Genomic DNA, 17,456 nt, shown 5'->3' on the forward strand with positions numbered 1-17,456 from the left:
CCCCCCGAACCGAGGAGACCTCGTGACCACCGACGCACGCACCGACTGGGAGAACCGGATCGGCATCCGCAGCGGCTCCACCGACGACGGGGCCTTTCGCGGCGAGGCCCCGGAGCTCCGGCCACCCGGTGGGCTCGCCGCGGTCGCGGGCGGCGCCCAGGTGACCCTCGACTGGAGCCCGGTCCCGGGAGCCATCGGCTACCAAGTGCACGCGGCGACCTCGCCCGACGGGCCGTTCGAGCCGCTCGACCACGCCGGTCGCGACGTGCTCGCCGTGCCCCACCCGCCGTACGTCGACACCACCGGCACCCCGGGCGAGGAGCGCTGGTACGCCGTCACCTCGCTGTCCGACGTCGGCGTCGAGGGGCCGTCGAGCGACCCGGTGCCGTGCACCTCCCTCGACGCCGCGACCGGACCGGTGACCGTGTCGGTCGACACCGGCTCCGACGTCGGCGAGCTCCCGCGGCCGTGGCGACCCATGATCGGCAGCGAGCACCTCAGCCACGCGCTGTCGGCGGACACCACGGCCGGTCACCCGATCGGCGAGGAGCTGTCGAGCGCACTCGCGGCCGCCCACGAGGAGCTCGGCGTGACCCACGTCCGGGCCCACGGGATCTTCTGCGACGACGTGGCGGTCTACCGCGAGCCCGACGGACCCGACGGCGCGCCGGTCCACGACTTCGCCGGCGTCGACCGGGTCTACGACCACATCCGCGCGATCGGGCTCTACCCCGTCGTCGAGATCTCCTTCATGCCGCACGACCTGGCGAGCGACCCGACCAGGACCGTCTTCGAGTACGGCGCCATCGTCTCGCCGCCCAGGGACTGGGAGCGGTGGTACGACCTGGTGCGCGACTTCACGGCCCACCTGCTCGAGCGCTACGGCGACGAGGTCGTGGAGAAGTGGTCGTTCGAGGTCTGGAACGAGGCCAACCTCGAGGTGTTCTGGTCCGGGACGCCGGAGGAGTTCCTCACCCTGTACGACGTGACCGCGCGGGCGGTGCGCGACGTCGACGACCGGCTGGTGGTCGGCGGTCCCTCGTCCGCGGCCGCGGGCTGGTGCGAGGAGCTGCTCGCCCACGCCGGCCGGTCGGGAGCCCCCGTCGACTTCCTGTCGACCCACACCTACGGCTCGCCGCCGCTGGACTTCCGGCCGATGCTGGAGCGTCACGGCCGGTCCGGCACGCCGATCTGGTGGACCGAGTGGGGCGTCACGCCGACCCACTTCAACGAGGTGTCGGACGCGGTCTTCTCGGGCACCTTCCTCGCGCGCGGCATGAAGTCGGCGATGGGCCGGATCGAGGCGCTGTCCTACTGGGTCGTGTCCGACCACTTCGAGGAGCTCGGCCGGCCGCCGTCCCTGCTGCACGGCGGGTTCGGGCTGCGCACCGTCGGCGAGCTCCGCAAGCCGCGCTGGTGGGCGCTGGCGATGCTGGAGCGGCTGGGGTCGCGACGCCTGGCGCTCACCTGCACCGGCGACGGCGGCGGCTCGCTCGTCGAGGCCGTGGCCAGCCGCGGGGACGACGGCGAGCTCGCCGTGATGGTCTGGAACCTCACCCTCGACCAGACCAGGGCGGCCGGGTCCGGGCCGCTCGCCCGGGAGGTGCACGTGGAGCTGCGCGGGCTGGCCCCCGGCACGACGTACGACCTCACGCACCTGCGGGTCGACGAGGAGCACTCGAACGTCGCGTCGACGTGGGGCCGGATCCGGCAGGAGGGCCAGGACTGGCCGAGCGACGAGCAGTGGGCCACCCTTCGCGAGGCCGACCGGCTCGAGGAGCTGGAACCTGTGGCCGCCGTGACCGCCGACGCCGACGGCGTCGTCGCGGTGACGACCACGCTCCCCATGCCGTCGATGTCGCAGCTGCTGCTCAGGGCGCGGTGAGCGCTGGGGGCTGTCGGTTTCCCCGCCTGAGCGGGGAAACCGTCACTTGGCGGAGGTAACTTCCTCCGCCAGGCGCCAGTTTCCCCGCCTGGGCGGGGAAACCGTCACCCCCGACGGCTCCTGACCCACGGCCAGGTGGCGAGCGCCCAGACACCGGCCACGATCGCGATCTCGGCGAGGACGTACCAGGGCCACGGACCGAGCAGGTCGAGGGCCGTGGCGGCCGCGGGCTTCCGGTTGAGGAACCCGTAGTTCGAGCCCAGCGCGACGTTGAGGACGAAGACGGACACCGCCCAGACGGCGGTGGTGGCCACGGCGAACCGGTAGGTCCGCCAGTCGGGCACCACCCCGCGCCCGAAGGCGAGGTAGCAGGCGGCCCACACGGTGCCGATGTGCATGCCCCAGAACAGCAGGAAGACCGGGTCGGGGAAGCCGCTGGCGAGGTCGGGGGTGGCGATCGCCTGGGTGGTCAGGAACAGGCCCCAGTAGTAGGTGAGCCCGGCCGCCCACCAGCGGTGGGTCCACAGCGCGTACGCCGACGCCAGTGACGCCAGGTCGCACAGCTGGACCGGCAGCGTCTTGTCCGGGTTCCAGAGGTCCGGGGTGAAGTAGAGGACCTGCAGCGGCAGCGTCGTCGCCAGCACCGCGACCGCGAGCACCTTGCCGAGCCGGTCGCCGGGGTCCCGGTCGCGGAGCCGACGACCGACCACGACGAGCACGACCGCGCCGACCAGCAGCACCAGCACGGCGACGCCGTGGGAGGCGCCGTACGGCGTGAACTCGGCGGTCGTCGGTCGCACGACCCCATGATGACCGCCCCCGCTGCCGCTCGCGTGCGCACGCGCACTCAGCCGTGGGCGGCTCGACTAGGTTGGCGTCATGCCGCTGCCCGGGTCCGCCGACGTCGTCGTGGTCGGTGCCGGACTGGCCGGGCTCGCTGCCGCCGTACGGCTCCAGGACGCAGGGCTGGACGCCGTCGTGGTGGAGGTGGCCGACGCCGTCGGCGGCCGGGTCCGGACCGACGTGGTCGACGGCTTCCGGCTCGACCGCGGCTTCCAGCTGCTCAACCCGGCCTACCCGGAGGCCGAGCGGCTGCTGGACCTCGACGCGCTCGACCTCCGCGCGTTCGACGCCGGGCTCGCCGTACGCCGCGACGGGCGCACCCACGTCCTGGGCGACCCGCTCCGGATGCCCTCGACCCTTCCCGTCGACCTGACCGCGCCCGTGGGGTCGGTGCGCGCCAAGGGCGCCTTCGGCACCTGGGTGGCCGGGCTCGGGATGGGGTCCCCGGACACGATCCGCGAGCGCCCCGACCGGTCGCTGATGGAGGAGCTGCGTGCCCGCGGGCTCGACGGCGCGCTCACCGACAGGGTGCTGCGGCCGTTCCTCTCCGGCGTGCTGGGCGAGGACGAGCTCGCGTCCTCGCAGCGGATGGCGTCGATGCTCCTGCGCGCGTTCGCCCGCGGGAACCCCTCGGTGCCCGCAGCCGGCATGCAGGCGATGCCCGACCAGCTCGCCGACCGGCTGGCACACGGCACGCTCCACCTCCGGGTCCGCGCCGCGGGCCCGGTGCGCGGCTCCGGCGTCGACACCGACGCCGGCCGGGTCGACGCCCGGGCGGTCGTCGTCGCGACCGACCCGGTGATGGCCTTCGAGCTCGGCGCGGTGCCGGCGACCCCGATGCGGTCGCTGACGACGTGGTGGTTCGCCGCGCCCGAGCCGCCGACCGACCGGCCGCTGCTCCACGTCGACGGCGACGGCGGCGGACCGCTGGCCAACACCGTGGTGATGACCGACGCGGCGCCGACGTACGGCCCGGGCGACGGGCAGGCCCTGGTCGCCGCCACCGCCGTGGGCAGCCACCGTGACCTGGCTGAGGTCGCCCGGGCGCACGCCGGCCGGCTGTACGGCGTCGACCCGTCCCGCTGGGAGCTGATCCGTACCGACGTGATCGACGGCGCCCTGCCCGCGCACCCGCCCGGCCAGCCGCTCGCCCGCAGGGTCGACCTCGGCGACGGGCTCTTCGTCGCCGGCGACCACCGGGACACGCCGTCGATCCAGGGAGCCCTGGTCTCGGGTCGCCGGGCCGCCGACGCCGTCGTCCGGCGGCTGCGGGGTTGACGATCAGGTGACCAGGCGGCGCAGCGCGATCCGCGCGAGCGGGGCGTAGGGCAGCGCCACCGGAGCGGGGACGTCGATGCCGACCCAGGCCCGGCTGCCGACGTCGAGCGCGTCGACACCGTGCTCCATCACGACCGACGCCGGACCGAGGCCGACCCGCCACGTCCAGCGCCGCTCGTCCGGCTGCACGTCGAGCACCGTGAACGGCACCCGCAGCAGGAACGGGCCCCGCACCCAGCCGCGGTCGCCCGCCGCCACCGGGTCGCCCGTCCCGGACGCGCCGCTGACCTGGGGCGCCCACGTCGGCCACTGCGAGGAGTGGCTGTAGCGGCGCCACACCTCCTCGGGCGCGGCGGGTCCCTCGGCGTCGACGACCAGCACGGCGCCCAGCGTGCCACGCCCGGGCGTCGTACCGTCGGGGCATGGACCTCGCCGAGCTGCTCACCGACCACTTCGACCGCATCCGCCAGCTGTACGGCGACCTCGCGAGGGATCTCGACGAGGACGCGCTCGCCCACCGACCGGAGGGCACCGGCAACTCCATCGGGTGGCTGCTGTGGCACGTCGCACGGCTGCAGGACGACCACGTCGCCCACCTCGCGGGCACGCCGCAGAAGTGGCGTGACTGGCAGGAGCGGCTGGGGCTCGCCAACGGCGAGGAGGACATGGGCTACGGCCACACCAGCGAGCAGGTCGACGCGATCCGGATCGCCGAGCCGCTGCTGCTCATCGCCTACCACGCCGACGTCCACGAGATGACCACCGCCTACCTCGCCGGGGTCGACGCCGCCGAGCTCGACCGGGTCGTCGACACCCGGTGGGACCCGCCGGTGACGGCCGGGGTGCGGCTGGTCAGCCTGATCGGCGACTGCCTCCAGCACCTCGGGCAGGTCGGCTACGTGCGGGGGCTGCTCGGGCGCTAGCCGGTCCGACCGTCGGCGGGGGCTGCTCAGGCGCCGCTGGCTAGTGTCGGGAGCATGCAGATCCAGCGCACCGTCGAGACCCCGGCCGCCGCGGACGCGGTGTTCGACTACCTCAGCGACTTCACCCGGACGACGGAGTGGGACCCGGGGACCATCTCGACCGTGCGGGTCGAGGGCGGCGGCGGGGTCGGCACCGTCTACGACAACGTCTCGGAGTTCAACGGCAACCGGACCGAGCTGCGCTACACGGTCACCGACCACGTCCCGCACAGCCTGGTCCGGCTGCGCGGCGAGAACAAGACGGTCACGGCCGTCGACACGATGGAGATCGTGGCGGTCGGTTCCGGCGCCAAGGTCACCTACACGGCCGACTTCACCTTCAAGGGCCTCGCCAGGCTGGTCACGCCGTTCCTCGGCCGGGCGTTCCGCAAGCTGGGCGACGAGGCCGAGTCCGGCCTCCGTGAGGCGCTGGCCCGCCTCTGACCGTGGCCTCCACCCTGCGCTGGCTCTTCGGCGACCAGCTCGGGCCGCACTTCACCCACGACCACCGCGGCCCGGTCCTGCTGGTGGAGTCGCGCGCCGTCCTCGCGCGACGCCGGTTCCACCGGGCGAAGGCGCACCTGGTGCTCTCGGCCATGCGACACCGCGCGGCCGAGCTGGGGGACAAGGTCACCTACGTCCGCACCGAGGGCGGGTACGGCGACGCCGTCCGGTCGCACGCCCGCGGTCGCCCCCTCGAGGTCGTCCACCCCACGTCGTACGCCGCGCTGGGGCTCGTGGAGCGACTGGCCGCCGAGCTCGACGTGACCGTCCTCGACCCGCGCGGGTTCGCGACGCCGCGCGAGGACTTCGAGAGGTGGGCCAGCGGTCGGGGCGAGCAGCGGCTGCTGATGGAGGACTTCTACCGGCGGGCCCGTCGCGCGCACGGCGTGCTGATGGACGGCTCCGGACCGGCCGGCGGTCGGTGGAACTTCGACCACGACAACCGGGAGCCGCCGCCCCGTGGGGCCGACACGCTCGGCGTCCCGGAGCCCTGGTGGCCCGAGGAGGACGAGATCGACGAGGAGGTCCGCGCCGACCTCGACCGCTGGGAGCGCGAGGGGAGCGTGTCCTTCCTCGGGACGGACGGCCCGCGCCGGTTCCCGGCGACCCGGCGCCAGGCGCTGGCGGCGCTCGACCGCTTCGTCGAGCACCGGCTGCCCCACTTCGGGGCGCACGAGGACGCGGTCCTCGAGGGGGACCCGTGGATGGCCCACTCGCTGGTGTCCGCGCCGCTCAACCTCGGTCTCCTCGACCCGCTCGAGGTGGCCCGGAGGGCCGAGGAGGCCTACCTCGCCGGTGCCGCCCCGATCGCGTCGGTCGAGGGCTTCGTGCGGCAGGTGATCGGCTGGCGCGACTACGTGTGGCACCTCTACTGGCACCTGGGTCCCGGCTACCGGCGCCGCAACGAGCTGTCCGCGACCGAACGGCTCCCGAGGTGGTTCGCCGACCTGGACGGCTCGGCCACCGGCGCCCGCTGCCTGTCGCACACGCTGGCCCAGGTGGCGACGTACGGCTGGGTGCACCACATCCCGCGCCTGATGGTGCTCGGGTCCTACGCGATGCAGCGCGGCTGGTCGCCGGCCCAGGTGACCGACTGGTTCCACCGGGCGTTCGTCGACGGCTACGACTGGGTGATGGTGCCCAACGTGGTCGGGATGTCGCAGCACGCGGACGGCGGCGTGATGGCCACCAAGCCCTACAGCTCCGGTGGCGCGTACGTCGACCGGATGTCCGACCACTGCGGGTCGTGCCGGTTCGACCCCAAGGTCCGGGTGGGGGAGGACGCCTGCCCGTTCACGGCCGGCTACTGGTGGTTCCTCGACCGGCATCGCGAGCGGCTGGCCGGCAACCACCGGATGGCGCGGGCGGTGCAGGGGCTCGACCGGCTGTCGGACCTGCCCGCGCTGGTGGCGCAGGAGGAGGCGCGCGGCAACCGCGCGCCGTGACTCAGCGGCAGGGGATGGAGCCCAGGCGGGCCATGCCCTCCAGGTCGCCGGGTCCGTACTCGGTCACGCCGACGTTCGACTCGTACATCAGCTCGGCGGGGTCCGACACGTGGTCGAGGCCGACGACGTGACCGAACTCGTGGTCGACGATCGCCTGCAGGTTCTCGCGCTCCGGGCCGTCGCTCGGGCCGTCGAACACGTCGGTGTCGAGCGCGATGGACCCGGTGACGAAGTAGTCGCGGCCGAGGGAGTCGCGCGAGGCCACGCTCCCGCCCAGCCCGGCCACGTCACCGGCGAGGCCGCCGATCTCCTCCTCGTCCGCGAACCCGACGACCACCGGCTGGGCGGTGCCTCCGAACGGCCCGGCCCGGCGCGGGTCGAACGGCCGCTCGGTGGTGTTGCCGACGTCGACGAACCTCAGCCCGGTGGCCCACTCGGTGTGGGCGACCGCGGTGTCGATGAGCTCCTCCCAGTCCGAGGGCCCGCCGCCCGGGTTGACGGCGTACTCCACGGGCCGACAGGGGTCGTAGCCGACCGGGGCGTCCGAGCCGCGCTGGGTGAGCAGGAACTCGAAGGACCCCTCGCCGGCCGTGAACTCCGGCGCGCTGCCGTAGCGGTCGGGCCCCAGCCCGAGGAGCCGCCGGACGGTGGCCATCTCGTCACCCGGACCGACCAGCACGACCCCCGACAGCAGCAGCGTGGTGATGACGATCCCGACCAGCGCGGGGGACGACGTACGCCGCGGCTCGCGGCGGGGCGGGACATCGGGCACCGACCGATTATCGGCCATCGGGGCGGGCCGCGGTGGAACGGCCGGTTTCGGCCGCGGTGCCCGACCGGTCGTGGTTGACTACGGCTCGGCCGGCGCTCGGAGCCGGATCTCGGAGAGACATGGGGGCACGTGGTGGGGAACAAGTGGTCGAGCGCGGTCGTGGCCGCGGTGATGGTGGCCGGACTCGGGGCGGCGGCGTCGCCGGCGCAGGCCGGGGACTGGACGCCGGGCCAGAAGTGCGTCGAGTACGCCAACGGCATCGAGAAGTGTGCCGGGATGATGGAGTACGAGGGACCGGTGGCCCTGGCCTGGGCCTGGGTGAAGGACACCGACGGGACCCGACTCCGGGTCCGGACGCGGGTGAACGAGATGCAGTGGCAGACCGACGACGGCTGGCGAGTCGTCGCCCGGCGCGCCATGCGCCGCGGGTTCTGGCCCGACGCCCAGGGGATCGACCGCTCGAAGGAGTGCGGCCAGATGCCCAGGGGCACCTACCGCAGCCGGGCCAAGATCGAGTGGCGGCGTCCGGGCGGCCGGGTCCACACGACGTGGATCACCAGCTACGGCGTCCGCAAGGGCGAGGTCTGCTGAGCCCGCTCAGCCGAGGCCGCTGAGGTCGTCGGGCACGTCGACCGACTGCTCGGTCAGCACCTCGATCGGGATCAGCTCGAGCGCCCGGGCGTGGGTCGAGGCCAGCACCACGGGTGCGGCGACGCCGGCCTGGTAGGACTGCCACCACCGGCCCGCCACGACGCACCAGCGGTCGCCCGGCCGCAGGCCCGGGAACTGCCACTCGGGCCGCGGCGTGGTCAGGTCGTTGCCGACCGAGGCCTGGTGGGCGAGGAACTCCTCGGTCATCACCGCACAGACCGCGTGCACGCCGGGGTCGGTCGGGCCGCAGGTGCAGCTCCCGTCCCGGTAGAAGCCGGTGACGGGTTCGGCGCTGCACGGCTCCAGCGGCTCCCCGAGGACGTTGCGCTGCGTCGCCGGGTCGGGGACTTCCGCGGTCACGACGTCACCTCGTCGTACACCCCCACGGTCCGCCCGGCGATGGCCGCCCAGCTGAAGGAGTCGCGCGCCCGTTCCCGGCCGGCCCGACCCATCGCTGCCGCCCGGTCGGGATCGGTCACCAGCGAGGTCAGCGCCTCGGCGAACGCGGCGACGTACTCCTCGGGGTGGAGCGGCGTGCCGGTGCCGTCGTCGGCCTGCTCGATGGGGACGAGCAGCCCGGTGTCGCCGTCGACGACGACCTCCGGGATGCCGCCGGTGGCGGTCGCGACGACGGCGGTCTCGCACGCCATCGCCTCGAGGTTGACGATGCCGAGCGGCTCGTAGACCGACGGGCAGGCGAAGACCGTCGCCGCCGTCAGCAGCGTCACCACGTCGCGGCGCGGCAGCATCTCGCGGATCCACACCACGCCCGAGCGGTCGCGCGCCAGCGACGCGGCGAGGCGCTCGACCTCGGCCTCGATCTCGGGGGTGTCCGGCGCCCCGGCGCACAGCACGATCTGCACCTCGGGCGGCAGCGCGGCACACGCGCGGAGGAACAGCGGCAGCCCCTTCTGGCGGGTGATCCGCCCGACGAAGACGACGCTGGGCCGGTCGGGGTCGACGCCGAGCTCGCGCACCCGGCCGGGGTCGACGACGGGTGCCCAGTCGTCGGTGTCGATCCCGTTGTGGACCACGTGGACCTTGGCGGGGTCGAGCGCGGGGTAGCAGCGCAGCACGTCGTCGCGCATCGCCGCGGACACCGCGACGACCGCGGAGGCACCGAGGTAGGCGGTCCGCTCCGCCCACGACGAGACGGCGTAGCCGCCGCCGAGCTGCTCGGCCTTCCACGGCCGCAGCGGCTCCAGCGAGTGCGCGGTCACCACGTGCGGCACGTCGTGGAGCAGCCCGGCCAGGTGGCCGGCCATGTTGGCGTACCAGGTGTGGGAGTGGACGACGTCGGCGCCGGCACAGTCGTCGGCGATGGCCAGGTCGACCCCGAGGGTGCGCAGCGCGGCGTTCGCGCCGGCCAGCTCCGCCGGCTCGGCGTACGACGTCGTGAGCGGCTCGTCGCGGGGCGCCCCGAACGCGTGCACGCGGGTCTCCAGCCCCCCGCGCGCCCGCAGGGCCCGCACCAGCTCCGCCACGTGGACCCCGGCCCCGCCGTAGACTTCCGGCGGGTACTCCTTGCTGAGGACGTCGACGCGCATGGTGGGACGCTACCGCTACCTGGCGGTCGCCACGGTCGTCCTCGTGGCCGCCCAGACCGGGTGTGAAGCCGGGGCGGGGCCGCGAGGGCCGAGCGACCAGAGACCTGCGTCCGAGACCGGTCTCGGCACTGCCCAGCCGTCGGGCGCGGTGGCGCCGCCGGACGCCGTTCCCCCGGAGCTGCAGGGGACCTGGTCGCTCGACGTCTACTGTGCCGTCCCCGGCGGCACCCGCGAGGGGCGCGGGTTCGGGAGGATCGCCGAGCGGCCCGCTCGCTCCGAGGGACGCCGGGCGGGGCCCACGACCATGACGCTGACGTTGTACCCGGAGTACTTCGAGCTGTCCTGGCCGCGACCTGACGGGACCTGGCAGGTCGGGTGGTCGGGCGCGGCGACAGTGAGGCAGAAGTCGCTCTACCTCGACTACCGGTACCCCGACGGCATCCGGGACTCCTTCGCCTGGTCGGCCCGCGGCCGCCGGCTGTCCCTCCGCTATCCCGCCGCCGGCCGGATGAACGGCCCGGCGGGTGGGCCGACCCCGGTCGCCCGCTTCTCCCTGCCCTCGACCGCCGTCGACTGTCCGCCGGACCGTCCGGGGGTCGCTGCGGTGACGCAGACGAAACGCCCACTGCACGGCCGGGGCCGCAGCGGCTAGCGTGCCGTCATGAGCCGCGACTCGAGGAAGAAGGTGCTCGCGATCGTGCTCGCGGGCGGCGAGGGCAAGCGGCTGATGCCGCTGACGGCCGACCGCGCCAAGCCAGCGGTGCCGTACGCCGGCATCTACCGGCTGATCGACTTCGCGCTGTCCAACGTCGTCAACTCGGGCTACCTGCAGGTGGTCGTGCTGACGCAGTACAAGTCGCACAGCCTGGACCGGCACATCAGCCAGACCTGGCGGATGTCGACGATGCTCGGCAACTACGTCACGCCGGTGCCGGCGCAGCAGCGGGTCGGCAAGCGGTGGTACCTCGGCAGCGCCGACGCGATCTTCCAGAGCCTCAACCTGATCCACGACGAGCGGCCCGACATCATCGTCGTGGTCGGCGCAGACCACGTCTACCGGATGGACTTCAGCCAGATGGTCGAGCAGCACGTCGACTCGGGCGCCGCCTGCACGGTGGCGGCGATCCGGCAGCCGATCGGGCTGGCCGACCAGTTCGGCGTCATCGACGTACGGCCCGACGACCCGCGGCACATCCGGGAGTTCCTGGAGAAGCCGACCGACCCGGTCGGGCTCCCCGACAGCCCGCAGGAGGTGCTGGCCTCGATGGGCAACTACGTCTTCGACGCCGACGCGCTGGTCGAGGCGGTCACCCGCGACGCCGACCTCGACGACAGCGCCCACGACATGGGGGGCGACATCGTCCCCGCCTTCGTCCGCCGCGAGCAGGCCGGCGTCTACGACTTCAAGGACAACGAGGTCGCCGGCTCGACCGAGCGCGACCGCGGCTACTGGCGCGACGTCGGGACCATGGGCTCCTACTACGCAGCCCACATGGACGTCGTCAGCCCGCTGCCGGTGTTCAACCTCTACAACTTCCGCTGGCCCATCTACACCTCCTACGGCCCGCAGCCCCCGATGAAGGTGGTGCAGGGGGAGGGTGGCCGGCCGGCCACCGTCGGCGAGTCGGTGCTCTCGCCCGGCGGGGTGATCACCGGCGGCACCGTCGACCGCTCGGTGCTCTCCCCGGAGGTGCGGGTCGAGAGCGGCGCGGAGGTGACCGACAGCGTGCTGCTCCACGGGGTCCGGGTCGGCGAGGGCGCGGTGGTGCGCAACGCGATCCTCGACAAGTACGTCGAGGTGCCGCCCGGTGCGGAGATCGGTGTCGACCCCGAGGCCGACCGGGCCCGCGGCTTCATCGTCCAGGACGGCCTCACCGTGCTCGGCAAGTACGAACGCTTCCCGGACTGAGGGGCCGACGCCCTGCATCGGTGCCGGGGTTTCGAGGCTCAGGCCTTGACGGCCTTCGCACCTCAACCTCCGAAGGGAGCGGAGTCGTGCTCCGGAGGTTGAGGTGCGAGGCGCGCCAGCGCCGAGCCTCGAAACCCCGAACGAGCCGTGTCGTGCTCCGGAGGTTGAGGTGCGAGGCGCGCCAGCGCCGAGCCTCGAAACCCCGGGAGGTGTGCGGGGCCTAGAGGACGCCGGCGGCTCGCGCGGCGTCGCCGTACGCCACGGCCAGCGAGGCGACGGTCTCGTGGGCGTTGAGCCCGCTTGGGTTGGGCACCACCCACAGTTTGCTGCCCGCCAGCAGTTCGGGCTGGCGGCCCGGCACCGCCCGCCGTACGCCGAACGCGGCCCGGTAGGCAGTGATCCCGGCGACCGCGACGACCCGCGGGCGCACCCGCGCCACCAGCTCGACGAGTGCAGCCCCGCCCTCCCGGAGCTCGGCGTCGGACAGCTCGGCGGCGCGGGCCGTCGCGCGCCGGACCAGGTTGGTGATGCCGATGCCGCGCGCGACCAGGTGGGCCCGGTCGTCGTCGGTCATCCCCGCGGCGGGGTCGATCCGCCGGTCCACGATCCCCGCCTCCGCGAGTGCCGGGTAGAACCGGTTGACCGGGTGCGCGAAGTGCGTCTGCGTCGCCGCCGTCCAGAGCCCGGGGTTGATGCCGACGAACAGCAGCCGGCACCCGGGACCGAGCAGGTCCGGGACCTCGGCGTCCCGGAACGACTCGAGCTGGGCCTTCGTGAACCTCGGCACCGGTCGGGCTACCGGGCGAGGACGGCGATGCCGTCGGGGATCGGGCGCTGCGAGCCGTCGGAGGGGGAGTTCAGGACCCGCAGCGCCTTCCGGCCGCGTCCGAGTCCCGCCACCGTGGTGGACCCGCCGCCGTCGAGGTTGAGCGCGGCCTCGGCACCGAGTCGCCGCATCAGCCGGGCCAGCTCGACGAGGGTCAGCCCGCGGCTGAAGCTCTGCCGGCCGTCGACGGCGACCAGCAGCACCCGGTCGGAGTCGCGGTCGATGCCGACGGCGGTCCGGGGGTGCAGGTAGACGTCGTCGCGGGCGGCGATCCGGCCGTGGCGCAGCAGCACGGTCTCGCCGCTGATCGCGAACGTGAAGCGATCGGGGATCGAGGCGGTCACGGTCGCCTTCGAGCCGACGCGCAGCTCGGCGAGCTGGTCGGCGCCCGGCCCCCGGCCGACCAGGACGCTCCCGGTGATCGCCTCGCCGGAGGTGAGCCGCGACGACCGCGACACGACTCGCCCGTCCTCCACGTGCACCGCCCGGACCCGACGGCGCTGGCCGTCGGTGATGGAGTAGCCCGACGTGGAGCCCCAGTCGCGGGTGTAGAGCCCGACCTTCCCCTCCCGCACCCGCGGCGAGTTCACGTTGGTGACCTCGATCTCGGGGTGCTCCTCGATGCCGGCGCGCATCGTCACCGGCCCGATCCGCAGCCCGCCGGTCCTGCTCGTGGTGAAAGCGTTCTTCCACGTGTACTTCGCCGCGTGCAGGAAGCCGCGCTGCCGGTCGCGGCCCACCCCGAGCGGCGCCCCGGTGTCGTCGATGTCGAAGAAGCCGCCGTTGACGCCGGCCACCGCGTCGTCGCGCCGCAGCAGCCGGGTCAGGCGCCCGCGTCGCGGGACCTTCGCCAGCGACGCGTAGTCGAGCCGGACCCCCCGGACGGAGGGGCGGACGGACACGACGTGGACCCGGTAGCGACCACGCCGGTCGCTCTGCTCGAAACGGCGGTAGCGGACGCCCGGCGCGATCCGCCACGACCGCGCCCGGGAGGTCTGCACCCGCGGGGAGACCCCGGGTAGCAGGTCCTCGGCGATCTCGCCGGGCAGTCCGTCCGAGGTCTGCCGGGGCTGGTCCTCCTCGCCGGCAGCGAGCTCGCCGCGGGCGTCGGGGGAGCGGGGCGCCGGGTCGTCCGGGAGCAGCCCGACGCTGGTGGCGACCAGGGCGAGCGCGACGAGGGCCAGACCGGTCCGGGTACGCACGCGCACACGATAGGTCGGTCAGGGCGCTGCGTCCGGGAGATGCGGTCCCGTGTTGGCTAGCCTGCTGGCGTGCCGCGGCCGTGGAACGTGTTCGTCGAGGGCGACAACCTCGACGTGCTGTCCCGGCTGGGGGCCGGGTCGGTCGACCTGATCACCATCGACCCGCCGTACAACACCGGCAACGGCTTCGCCTACACCGACCGATGGGGCCGCCACGAGGCCTGGCTGGCGATGATGCGGCCGCGGCTGGTCGCCGCGCGCGAGGTGCTCCGGGAGACCGGGGCGATCTTCGTCAGCATCGACGACCACGAGGTGGCCCACCTGCGGCTGCTCATGGACGAGGTGTACGGCGAGCGCAACTTCCTCGCCCAGGTGGTCGTCAACCTCAACCCCAAGGGCCGCCAGCTCGGCGGGGGGTTCGCGACCAGTCACGAGTACCTCCTCGTGTACGCCCGGGACGCCGCGCAGTGCGTGCTCGACGCGACCACGACCGAGACCGTCGACCCCGCCGACTTCCCGCTGACCGCCGACGACGGCCGCCGCTACCGGCACCTCCCGCTGCGCAACACCAACAAGAAGTTCAACCCGGCGACCGCCCGGACCCTCCACTTCGCGGTCCACGGCGACCCGGCGTCGGGCCGGGTCTCCACCGCGCCGTTCACCGGGTCGGTCGAGGTGCTCCCCGTCTTCGGTGACGGCTCCCCCGCGGTCTGGCGCTGGTCGCGGCCGCGGATCGACGAGCGGCCGGGCGACCTGGTCTGCCGGGTGGTCGCCGGACGGCTGGGCGAGCGGGTCGACGTGTTCCAGAAGGACTGGCTCTCACCCGACCGCCGCAAGAAGCTGCGCACCATCTGGCTCGCCGAGGAGATCGGCTCGACCGACACCGCCGTCGCCGAGCTCAAGGCGCTGGTGGGACAGGTCTTCGAGTCGCCGAAGCCCACCGGCCTGACCCGCCGGATCCTCCAGACGATGCCCGACGACGTGACGGTCCTCGACTTCTTCGCCGGCAGCGGAACGACCGGGCACGCGGTGGCCCTCGCCAACGCCGAGGACGGCGGGCGGCGTACCTGCCTCTCGGTCAACTCCGCCGAACCCACCCGCCCCGGCTCCCACGCCCACCGCGCCGGCCTGCTCACCGTCGCCGACATCACCCGCGCCCGGCTGCGCGCCGTCGCCGAGACGGTGGGGGGCGGGTTCCGGGAGGCCACCCGTGCCCCAGGTTGGGACGCATGACTCACCCCCTTCGAAGGGAGAGCTGCGCTCCGCTTCGCCATGCGAGGTCAACGTCTTCGGCCTCGCGCGGCTCACCCAGCAGGCCCGGCAGGTCTCGCGGATGCTGGTCCGCGCCGACGGCCGACCGGTCCGGTCGATCACACCCCTGCCGCCTTCTCGAGGTCCTTCAGCTCGTCGTCGAGGTGGGTCAGCAGCCGCTGCAGGTGGGGCACCGTCCGCCGGCAGCCGGTGAGGCCGAAGCACATCAGCCCGTCGTAGGACGAGCAGGTGATGTTGAGCGCCATCCCGTTGATCGGGATCGACAGCGGGTAGACGCCGAGGAGCCGGGCGCCGTTCCAGTAGTGGGTGGTGCGCGGCCCGGGCACGTTGCTGATGATCACGTTGTACGGCGGCCGCACGAGGCCCTGCATCCGCAGCAGCGGCGTCAGGATGGCCGGGGCCTGCCCGAGCGCGCTCATGGCGAGGACCTGGGTCGGGGTCATCGACGACAGCGCGCGCTTCCCGTCGACCATCGAGCGGTGGACGGCGTGCAGCCGGTCGCCCGGGTCGGGCCGCTCGGTCCCCATCTGGACCATGACCGCGCCCACGGCGTTCCCGCCCTCGACCGAGGCGAGGTGGGACTCCTTGGCCTTCAACCCGACCGGCACCATCGCGACCAGGCTCTGCTCGGGCAGCGCCTCCTGCTCGAGCAGGTAGGTCCGGAGCGCGCCCGAGCACATCGCGATCACGACGTCGTTGATCGTGGTGCCGGTCGCCTTGCCGATCGCCCGGAGCCGCTCGATCGGCCAGTCCTGCGCGGCGAACCGGCGCGACCCGGTGATCTTCTGGTTGAACATCGTGCGCGGCGCGTACAGGGACAGCGGCGAGGTCTCGTTGCGCACCGACTTCCCGAGCGTCCGCAGCAGTGCCCCGGGCAGCCCCGCGGCCTCGGCGGTGATCCCGAGTGCGCTCCGCAGCGCCGCGATCGGGACGTCCTCGAGCCGGCGCTCGGCGTCGTCGCGCTCCCGGGACGCCTTCGAGCGCTCGGGCAGCACGCCCCAGGGCGCCGGCATGCCGCGCTGGTCGGGGTCGGTGGAGAGCACGCTGGCGAGCAGCCGCATCGCGCTGACGCCGTCGACGAGCGCGTGGTGGGTCTTGGTGTACATCGCCACCCGGCCGTCGCGCAGCCCCTCGATGACGGTGGCCTCCCACAGCGGCCGCTCCCAGGCCAGCCGGGTGCTGTGCAGCCGTGAGCACAGTTCGAGCAGCTCGCGGACCCGCCCCGGCTTGGGGAGCGCGCTGTGGCGGACGTGGTGCTCGATGTCGAACTGGTCGTCGGGCTTCCACACCAGCTGGCCCGCGGTCCGGACCGAGCGGTGGGGGTGCTTGAGGAACAGGGGCGCGACCTCGTCGACGTCGCGCATCCCCTCAACCATCTCTCGGACGTAGTCCTTGCCGGCCCCGTCGGGCATCCGGAACAGCTGGAGGCCACCCACGTGCATCGGCATGTTGCGGTTCTCGGCGAGCAGGAACGCGGTCGACGTCGGGTCGATGGGGGTGGCCACGCTGTCCTCCTGCCGCTGCGTCGATCGGAACTCGGGCCCGATCCTCGCCGTTCACCGACCCGTCGACAAGTGATGGCGGCGGGTCCTTGCGCCCGCGCCGCGAGGGGTCGAGGCTTCGGCTCGGACCACCACCATCCTTTCTCGGGAGCCCACATGATGCGTCGTTGTCTCACCCTGCTCGCCCTCGTCCTGGCCGGGGTGCTCGGCCTGCCCGCCGCGGCGTACGCCGACAGCTACTCCGCGCCGCTGACCACCGCCATCGAGGACCTCACCGTCACCGGGGAGGTCCGGACCGGCTACTCACGCGACCTCTTCCCGCACTGGACCGACGCCGACGGCGACGGCTGCAGCACCCGCGACGAGGTGCTGATCGCCGAGGCCGACGATCCGGTGTCGGTCGGTTCTGGGTGCTCGCTGTCCGGCGGCCGCTGGTTCTCCTACTACGACCGGGTCTCGTGGACCGACCCGGCCGACGTCGACATCGACCACATGGTGCCGCTCGCGGAGGCGTGGGACTCCGGCGCCCGCACCTGGACGACCGCGACCCGGCAGGCGTTCGCCAACGACCTGGGCGACCACCGCACGCTCGTCGGCGTCACCGACAACGTCAACCAGGCCAAGGGCGACCAGGACCCCTCGACCTGGATGCCGCAGTACGACCGGTGCCGCTACCTCGGCGAGTGGGTGGCGGTGAAGCACCGCTGGCGGCTGAGCGTCGACTCGACCGAGCTGTCGGCGCTGCGCTCGTTGTCCGGGTCGTGCAGCACCACCACGATCACGGTCATGCGCGCCGACTGAGCACGCCACCTGCGGTCCCCAGCCGGTGCCTCCTGACCGTCCTCCACAGCCCGGGCC

Annotated in this window: 18 protein-coding genes; 10 read left to right on the forward strand and 8 right to left on the reverse strand. The window is 73.6% G+C overall.

Going from position 1 to position 17,456, the window contains the following annotated elements; translation table 11 throughout:
* Positions 1-22 precede the first annotated feature (22 nt).
* Positions 23-1,885, forward strand: a complete 1,863-nt coding sequence (locus tag ACQ1X7_RS03170) for a GH39 family glycosyl hydrolase (RefSeq protein WP_432476697.1) — start codon at positions 23-25, stop codon at positions 1,883-1,885.
* A 104-nt stretch (positions 1,886-1,989) separates the two neighbouring features.
* On the opposite strand, the gene ACQ1X7_RS03175 is transcribed toward ACQ1X7_RS03170, so the two are convergent.
* Positions 1,990-2,685, reverse strand: a complete 696-nt coding sequence (locus ACQ1X7_RS03175) for a TIGR02206 family membrane protein (protein WP_432476698.1) — start codon at positions 2,683-2,685, stop codon at positions 1,990-1,992.
* 79 nt (positions 2,686-2,764) lie between these two features.
* On the opposite strand from ACQ1X7_RS03175, the gene ACQ1X7_RS03180 reads away from it, so the two are divergent.
* Entirely contained in the window at positions 2,765-4,006 is a 1,242-nt protein-coding gene (locus tag ACQ1X7_RS03180) for an FAD-dependent oxidoreductase (protein WP_432476699.1), read from the forward strand.
* A gap of 3 nt (positions 4,007-4,009) precedes the next feature.
* Here the strand turns inward: ACQ1X7_RS03180 and ACQ1X7_RS03185 are convergent, their stop codons facing one another.
* Complete coding sequence (locus ACQ1X7_RS03185) at positions 4,010-4,387, reverse strand: SRPBCC family protein (protein ID WP_432476700.1); 378 nt, start codon at positions 4,385-4,387, stop codon at positions 4,010-4,012.
* A gap of 41 nt (positions 4,388-4,428) precedes the next feature.
* Here ACQ1X7_RS03185 and ACQ1X7_RS03190 point away from each other — a divergent pair, with 41 nt between their 5' ends.
* From ACQ1X7_RS03190 to ACQ1X7_RS03200, 3 genes are read left to right on the forward strand one after another with little or no spacing between them, the layout of a single operon-like run.
* Complete coding sequence (locus tag ACQ1X7_RS03190; protein ID WP_432476701.1) at positions 4,429-4,929, forward strand: mycothiol transferase; 501 nt, start codon at positions 4,429-4,431, stop codon at positions 4,927-4,929.
* 54 nt (positions 4,930-4,983) lie between these two features.
* Positions 4,984-5,412, forward strand: coding sequence for an SRPBCC family protein (locus ACQ1X7_RS03195; RefSeq protein ID WP_432476702.1), 429 nt, complete (start codon positions 4,984-4,986; stop codon positions 5,410-5,412).
* 2 nt (positions 5,413-5,414) lie between these two features.
* Positions 5,415-6,917, forward strand: coding sequence for a cryptochrome/photolyase family protein (locus tag ACQ1X7_RS03200; protein WP_432476703.1), 1,503 nt, complete (start codon positions 5,415-5,417; stop codon positions 6,915-6,917).
* A gap of 1 nt (position 6,918) precedes the next feature.
* Here ACQ1X7_RS03200 and ACQ1X7_RS03205 read toward each other — a convergent pair whose 3' ends face one another.
* On the reverse strand, positions 6,919-7,689 hold the full coding sequence (locus ACQ1X7_RS03205; protein ID WP_432476704.1) for a matrixin family metalloprotease: 771 nt from the start codon (positions 7,687-7,689) through the stop codon (positions 6,919-6,921).
* A 132-nt stretch (positions 7,690-7,821) separates the two neighbouring features.
* On the opposite strand from ACQ1X7_RS03205, the gene ACQ1X7_RS03210 reads away from it, so the two are divergent.
* Complete coding sequence (locus tag ACQ1X7_RS03210; RefSeq protein ID WP_432476705.1) at positions 7,822-8,280, forward strand: hypothetical protein; 459 nt, start codon at positions 7,822-7,824, stop codon at positions 8,278-8,280.
* 6 nt (positions 8,281-8,286) lie between these two features.
* Here the strand turns inward: ACQ1X7_RS03210 and ACQ1X7_RS03215 are convergent, their stop codons facing one another.
* Both ACQ1X7_RS03215 and glgA read right to left on the reverse strand, forming a co-directional pair.
* Positions 8,287-8,700 carry a DUF2237 family protein gene (locus tag ACQ1X7_RS03215; RefSeq protein WP_432476706.1) on the reverse strand — a complete coding sequence of 138 codons (414 nt, stop codon included), beginning with the start codon at positions 8,698-8,700 and terminating at the stop codon, positions 8,287-8,289.
* Positions 8,697-9,887, reverse strand: a complete 1,191-nt coding sequence (gene glgA / locus ACQ1X7_RS03220; protein ID WP_432476707.1) for a glycogen synthase — start codon at positions 9,885-9,887, stop codon at positions 8,697-8,699. Before glgA ends, ACQ1X7_RS03215 begins: the two co-directional genes overlap by 4 nt.
* On the opposite strand from glgA, the gene ACQ1X7_RS03225 reads away from it, so the two are divergent.
* Together ACQ1X7_RS03225 and glgC are read left to right on the forward strand one after the other, a co-directional pair.
* The gene (locus tag ACQ1X7_RS03225) at positions 9,886-10,539 is read left to right on the forward strand and encodes a hypothetical protein (protein WP_432476708.1); all 654 of its coding nucleotides are present in this window, start codon (positions 9,886-9,888) and stop codon (positions 10,537-10,539) included. The genes glgA and ACQ1X7_RS03225 overlap by 2 nt on opposite strands.
* A 9-nt stretch (positions 10,540-10,548) precedes the next feature.
* Complete coding sequence (gene glgC / locus ACQ1X7_RS03230; protein ID WP_432476709.1) at positions 10,549-11,796, forward strand: glucose-1-phosphate adenylyltransferase; 1,248 nt, start codon at positions 10,549-10,551, stop codon at positions 11,794-11,796.
* A 220-nt stretch (positions 11,797-12,016) separates the two neighbouring features.
* Here the strand turns inward: glgC and ACQ1X7_RS03235 are convergent, their stop codons facing one another.
* Complete coding sequence (locus ACQ1X7_RS03235) at positions 12,017-12,583, reverse strand: mismatch-specific DNA-glycosylase (RefSeq protein WP_432476710.1); 567 nt, start codon at positions 12,581-12,583, stop codon at positions 12,017-12,019.
* Positions 12,584-12,591: 8 nt separating this feature from the next.
* A complete protein-coding gene (locus ACQ1X7_RS03240; RefSeq protein WP_432476711.1) occupies positions 12,592-13,824 on the reverse strand; it encodes a phosphodiester glycosidase family protein in 1,233 nt (410 codons plus the stop codon).
* Positions 13,825-13,893: 69 nt separating this feature from the next.
* On the opposite strand from ACQ1X7_RS03240, the gene ACQ1X7_RS03245 reads away from it, so the two are divergent.
* A complete protein-coding gene (locus tag ACQ1X7_RS03245) occupies positions 13,894-15,057 on the forward strand; it encodes a site-specific DNA-methyltransferase (protein ID WP_432476712.1) in 1,164 nt (387 codons plus the stop codon).
* A 137-nt stretch (positions 15,058-15,194) separates the two neighbouring features.
* Here ACQ1X7_RS03245 and ACQ1X7_RS03250 read toward each other — a convergent pair whose 3' ends face one another.
* Positions 15,195-16,601, reverse strand: coding sequence for a WS/DGAT/MGAT family O-acyltransferase (locus ACQ1X7_RS03250; protein WP_432476713.1), 1,407 nt, complete (start codon positions 16,599-16,601; stop codon positions 15,195-15,197).
* 153 nt (positions 16,602-16,754) lie between these two features.
* On the opposite strand from ACQ1X7_RS03250, the gene ACQ1X7_RS03255 reads away from it, so the two are divergent.
* Positions 16,755-17,399, forward strand: coding sequence for an HNH endonuclease family protein (locus ACQ1X7_RS03255; RefSeq protein ID WP_432476714.1), 645 nt, complete (start codon positions 16,755-16,757; stop codon positions 17,397-17,399).
* Positions 17,400-17,456: the final 57 nt, after the last annotated feature.

The sequence above is a fragment of the Nocardioides sp. GXQ0305 genome (genome assembly GCF_050880345.1).
Classification (GTDB): Bacteria; Actinomycetota; Actinomycetes; order Propionibacteriales; family Nocardioidaceae; genus Nocardioides.

Bases quoted from the DNA above. Each gene is read 5' to 3' on its own strand.
- ACQ1X7_RS03180 (WP_432476699.1), top strand. From the start codon at position 2,765: ATGCCGCTGCCCGGGTCCGCCGACGTCGTCGTGGTCGGTGCCGGACTG.
- ACQ1X7_RS03190 (WP_432476701.1), top strand. From the start codon at position 4,429: ATGGACCTCGCCGAGCTGCTCACCGACCACTTCGACCGCATCCGCCAG.
- ACQ1X7_RS03195 (WP_432476702.1), top strand. From the start codon at position 4,984: ATGCAGATCCAGCGCACCGTCGAGACCCCGGCCGCCGCGGACGCGGTG.
- ACQ1X7_RS03225 (WP_432476708.1), top strand. From the start codon at position 9,886: ATGGTGGGACGCTACCGCTACCTGGCGGTCGCCACGGTCGTCCTCGTG.
- glgA (WP_432476707.1), bottom strand. From the start codon at position 9,887: ATGCGCGTCGACGTCCTCAGCAAGGAGTACCCGCCGGAAGTCTACGGC.
- glgC (WP_432476709.1), top strand. From the start codon at position 10,549: ATGAGCCGCGACTCGAGGAAGAAGGTGCTCGCGATCGTGCTCGCGGGC.
- ACQ1X7_RS03255 (WP_432476714.1), top strand. From the start codon at position 16,755: ATGATGCGTCGTTGTCTCACCCTGCTCGCCCTCGTCCTGGCCGGGGTG.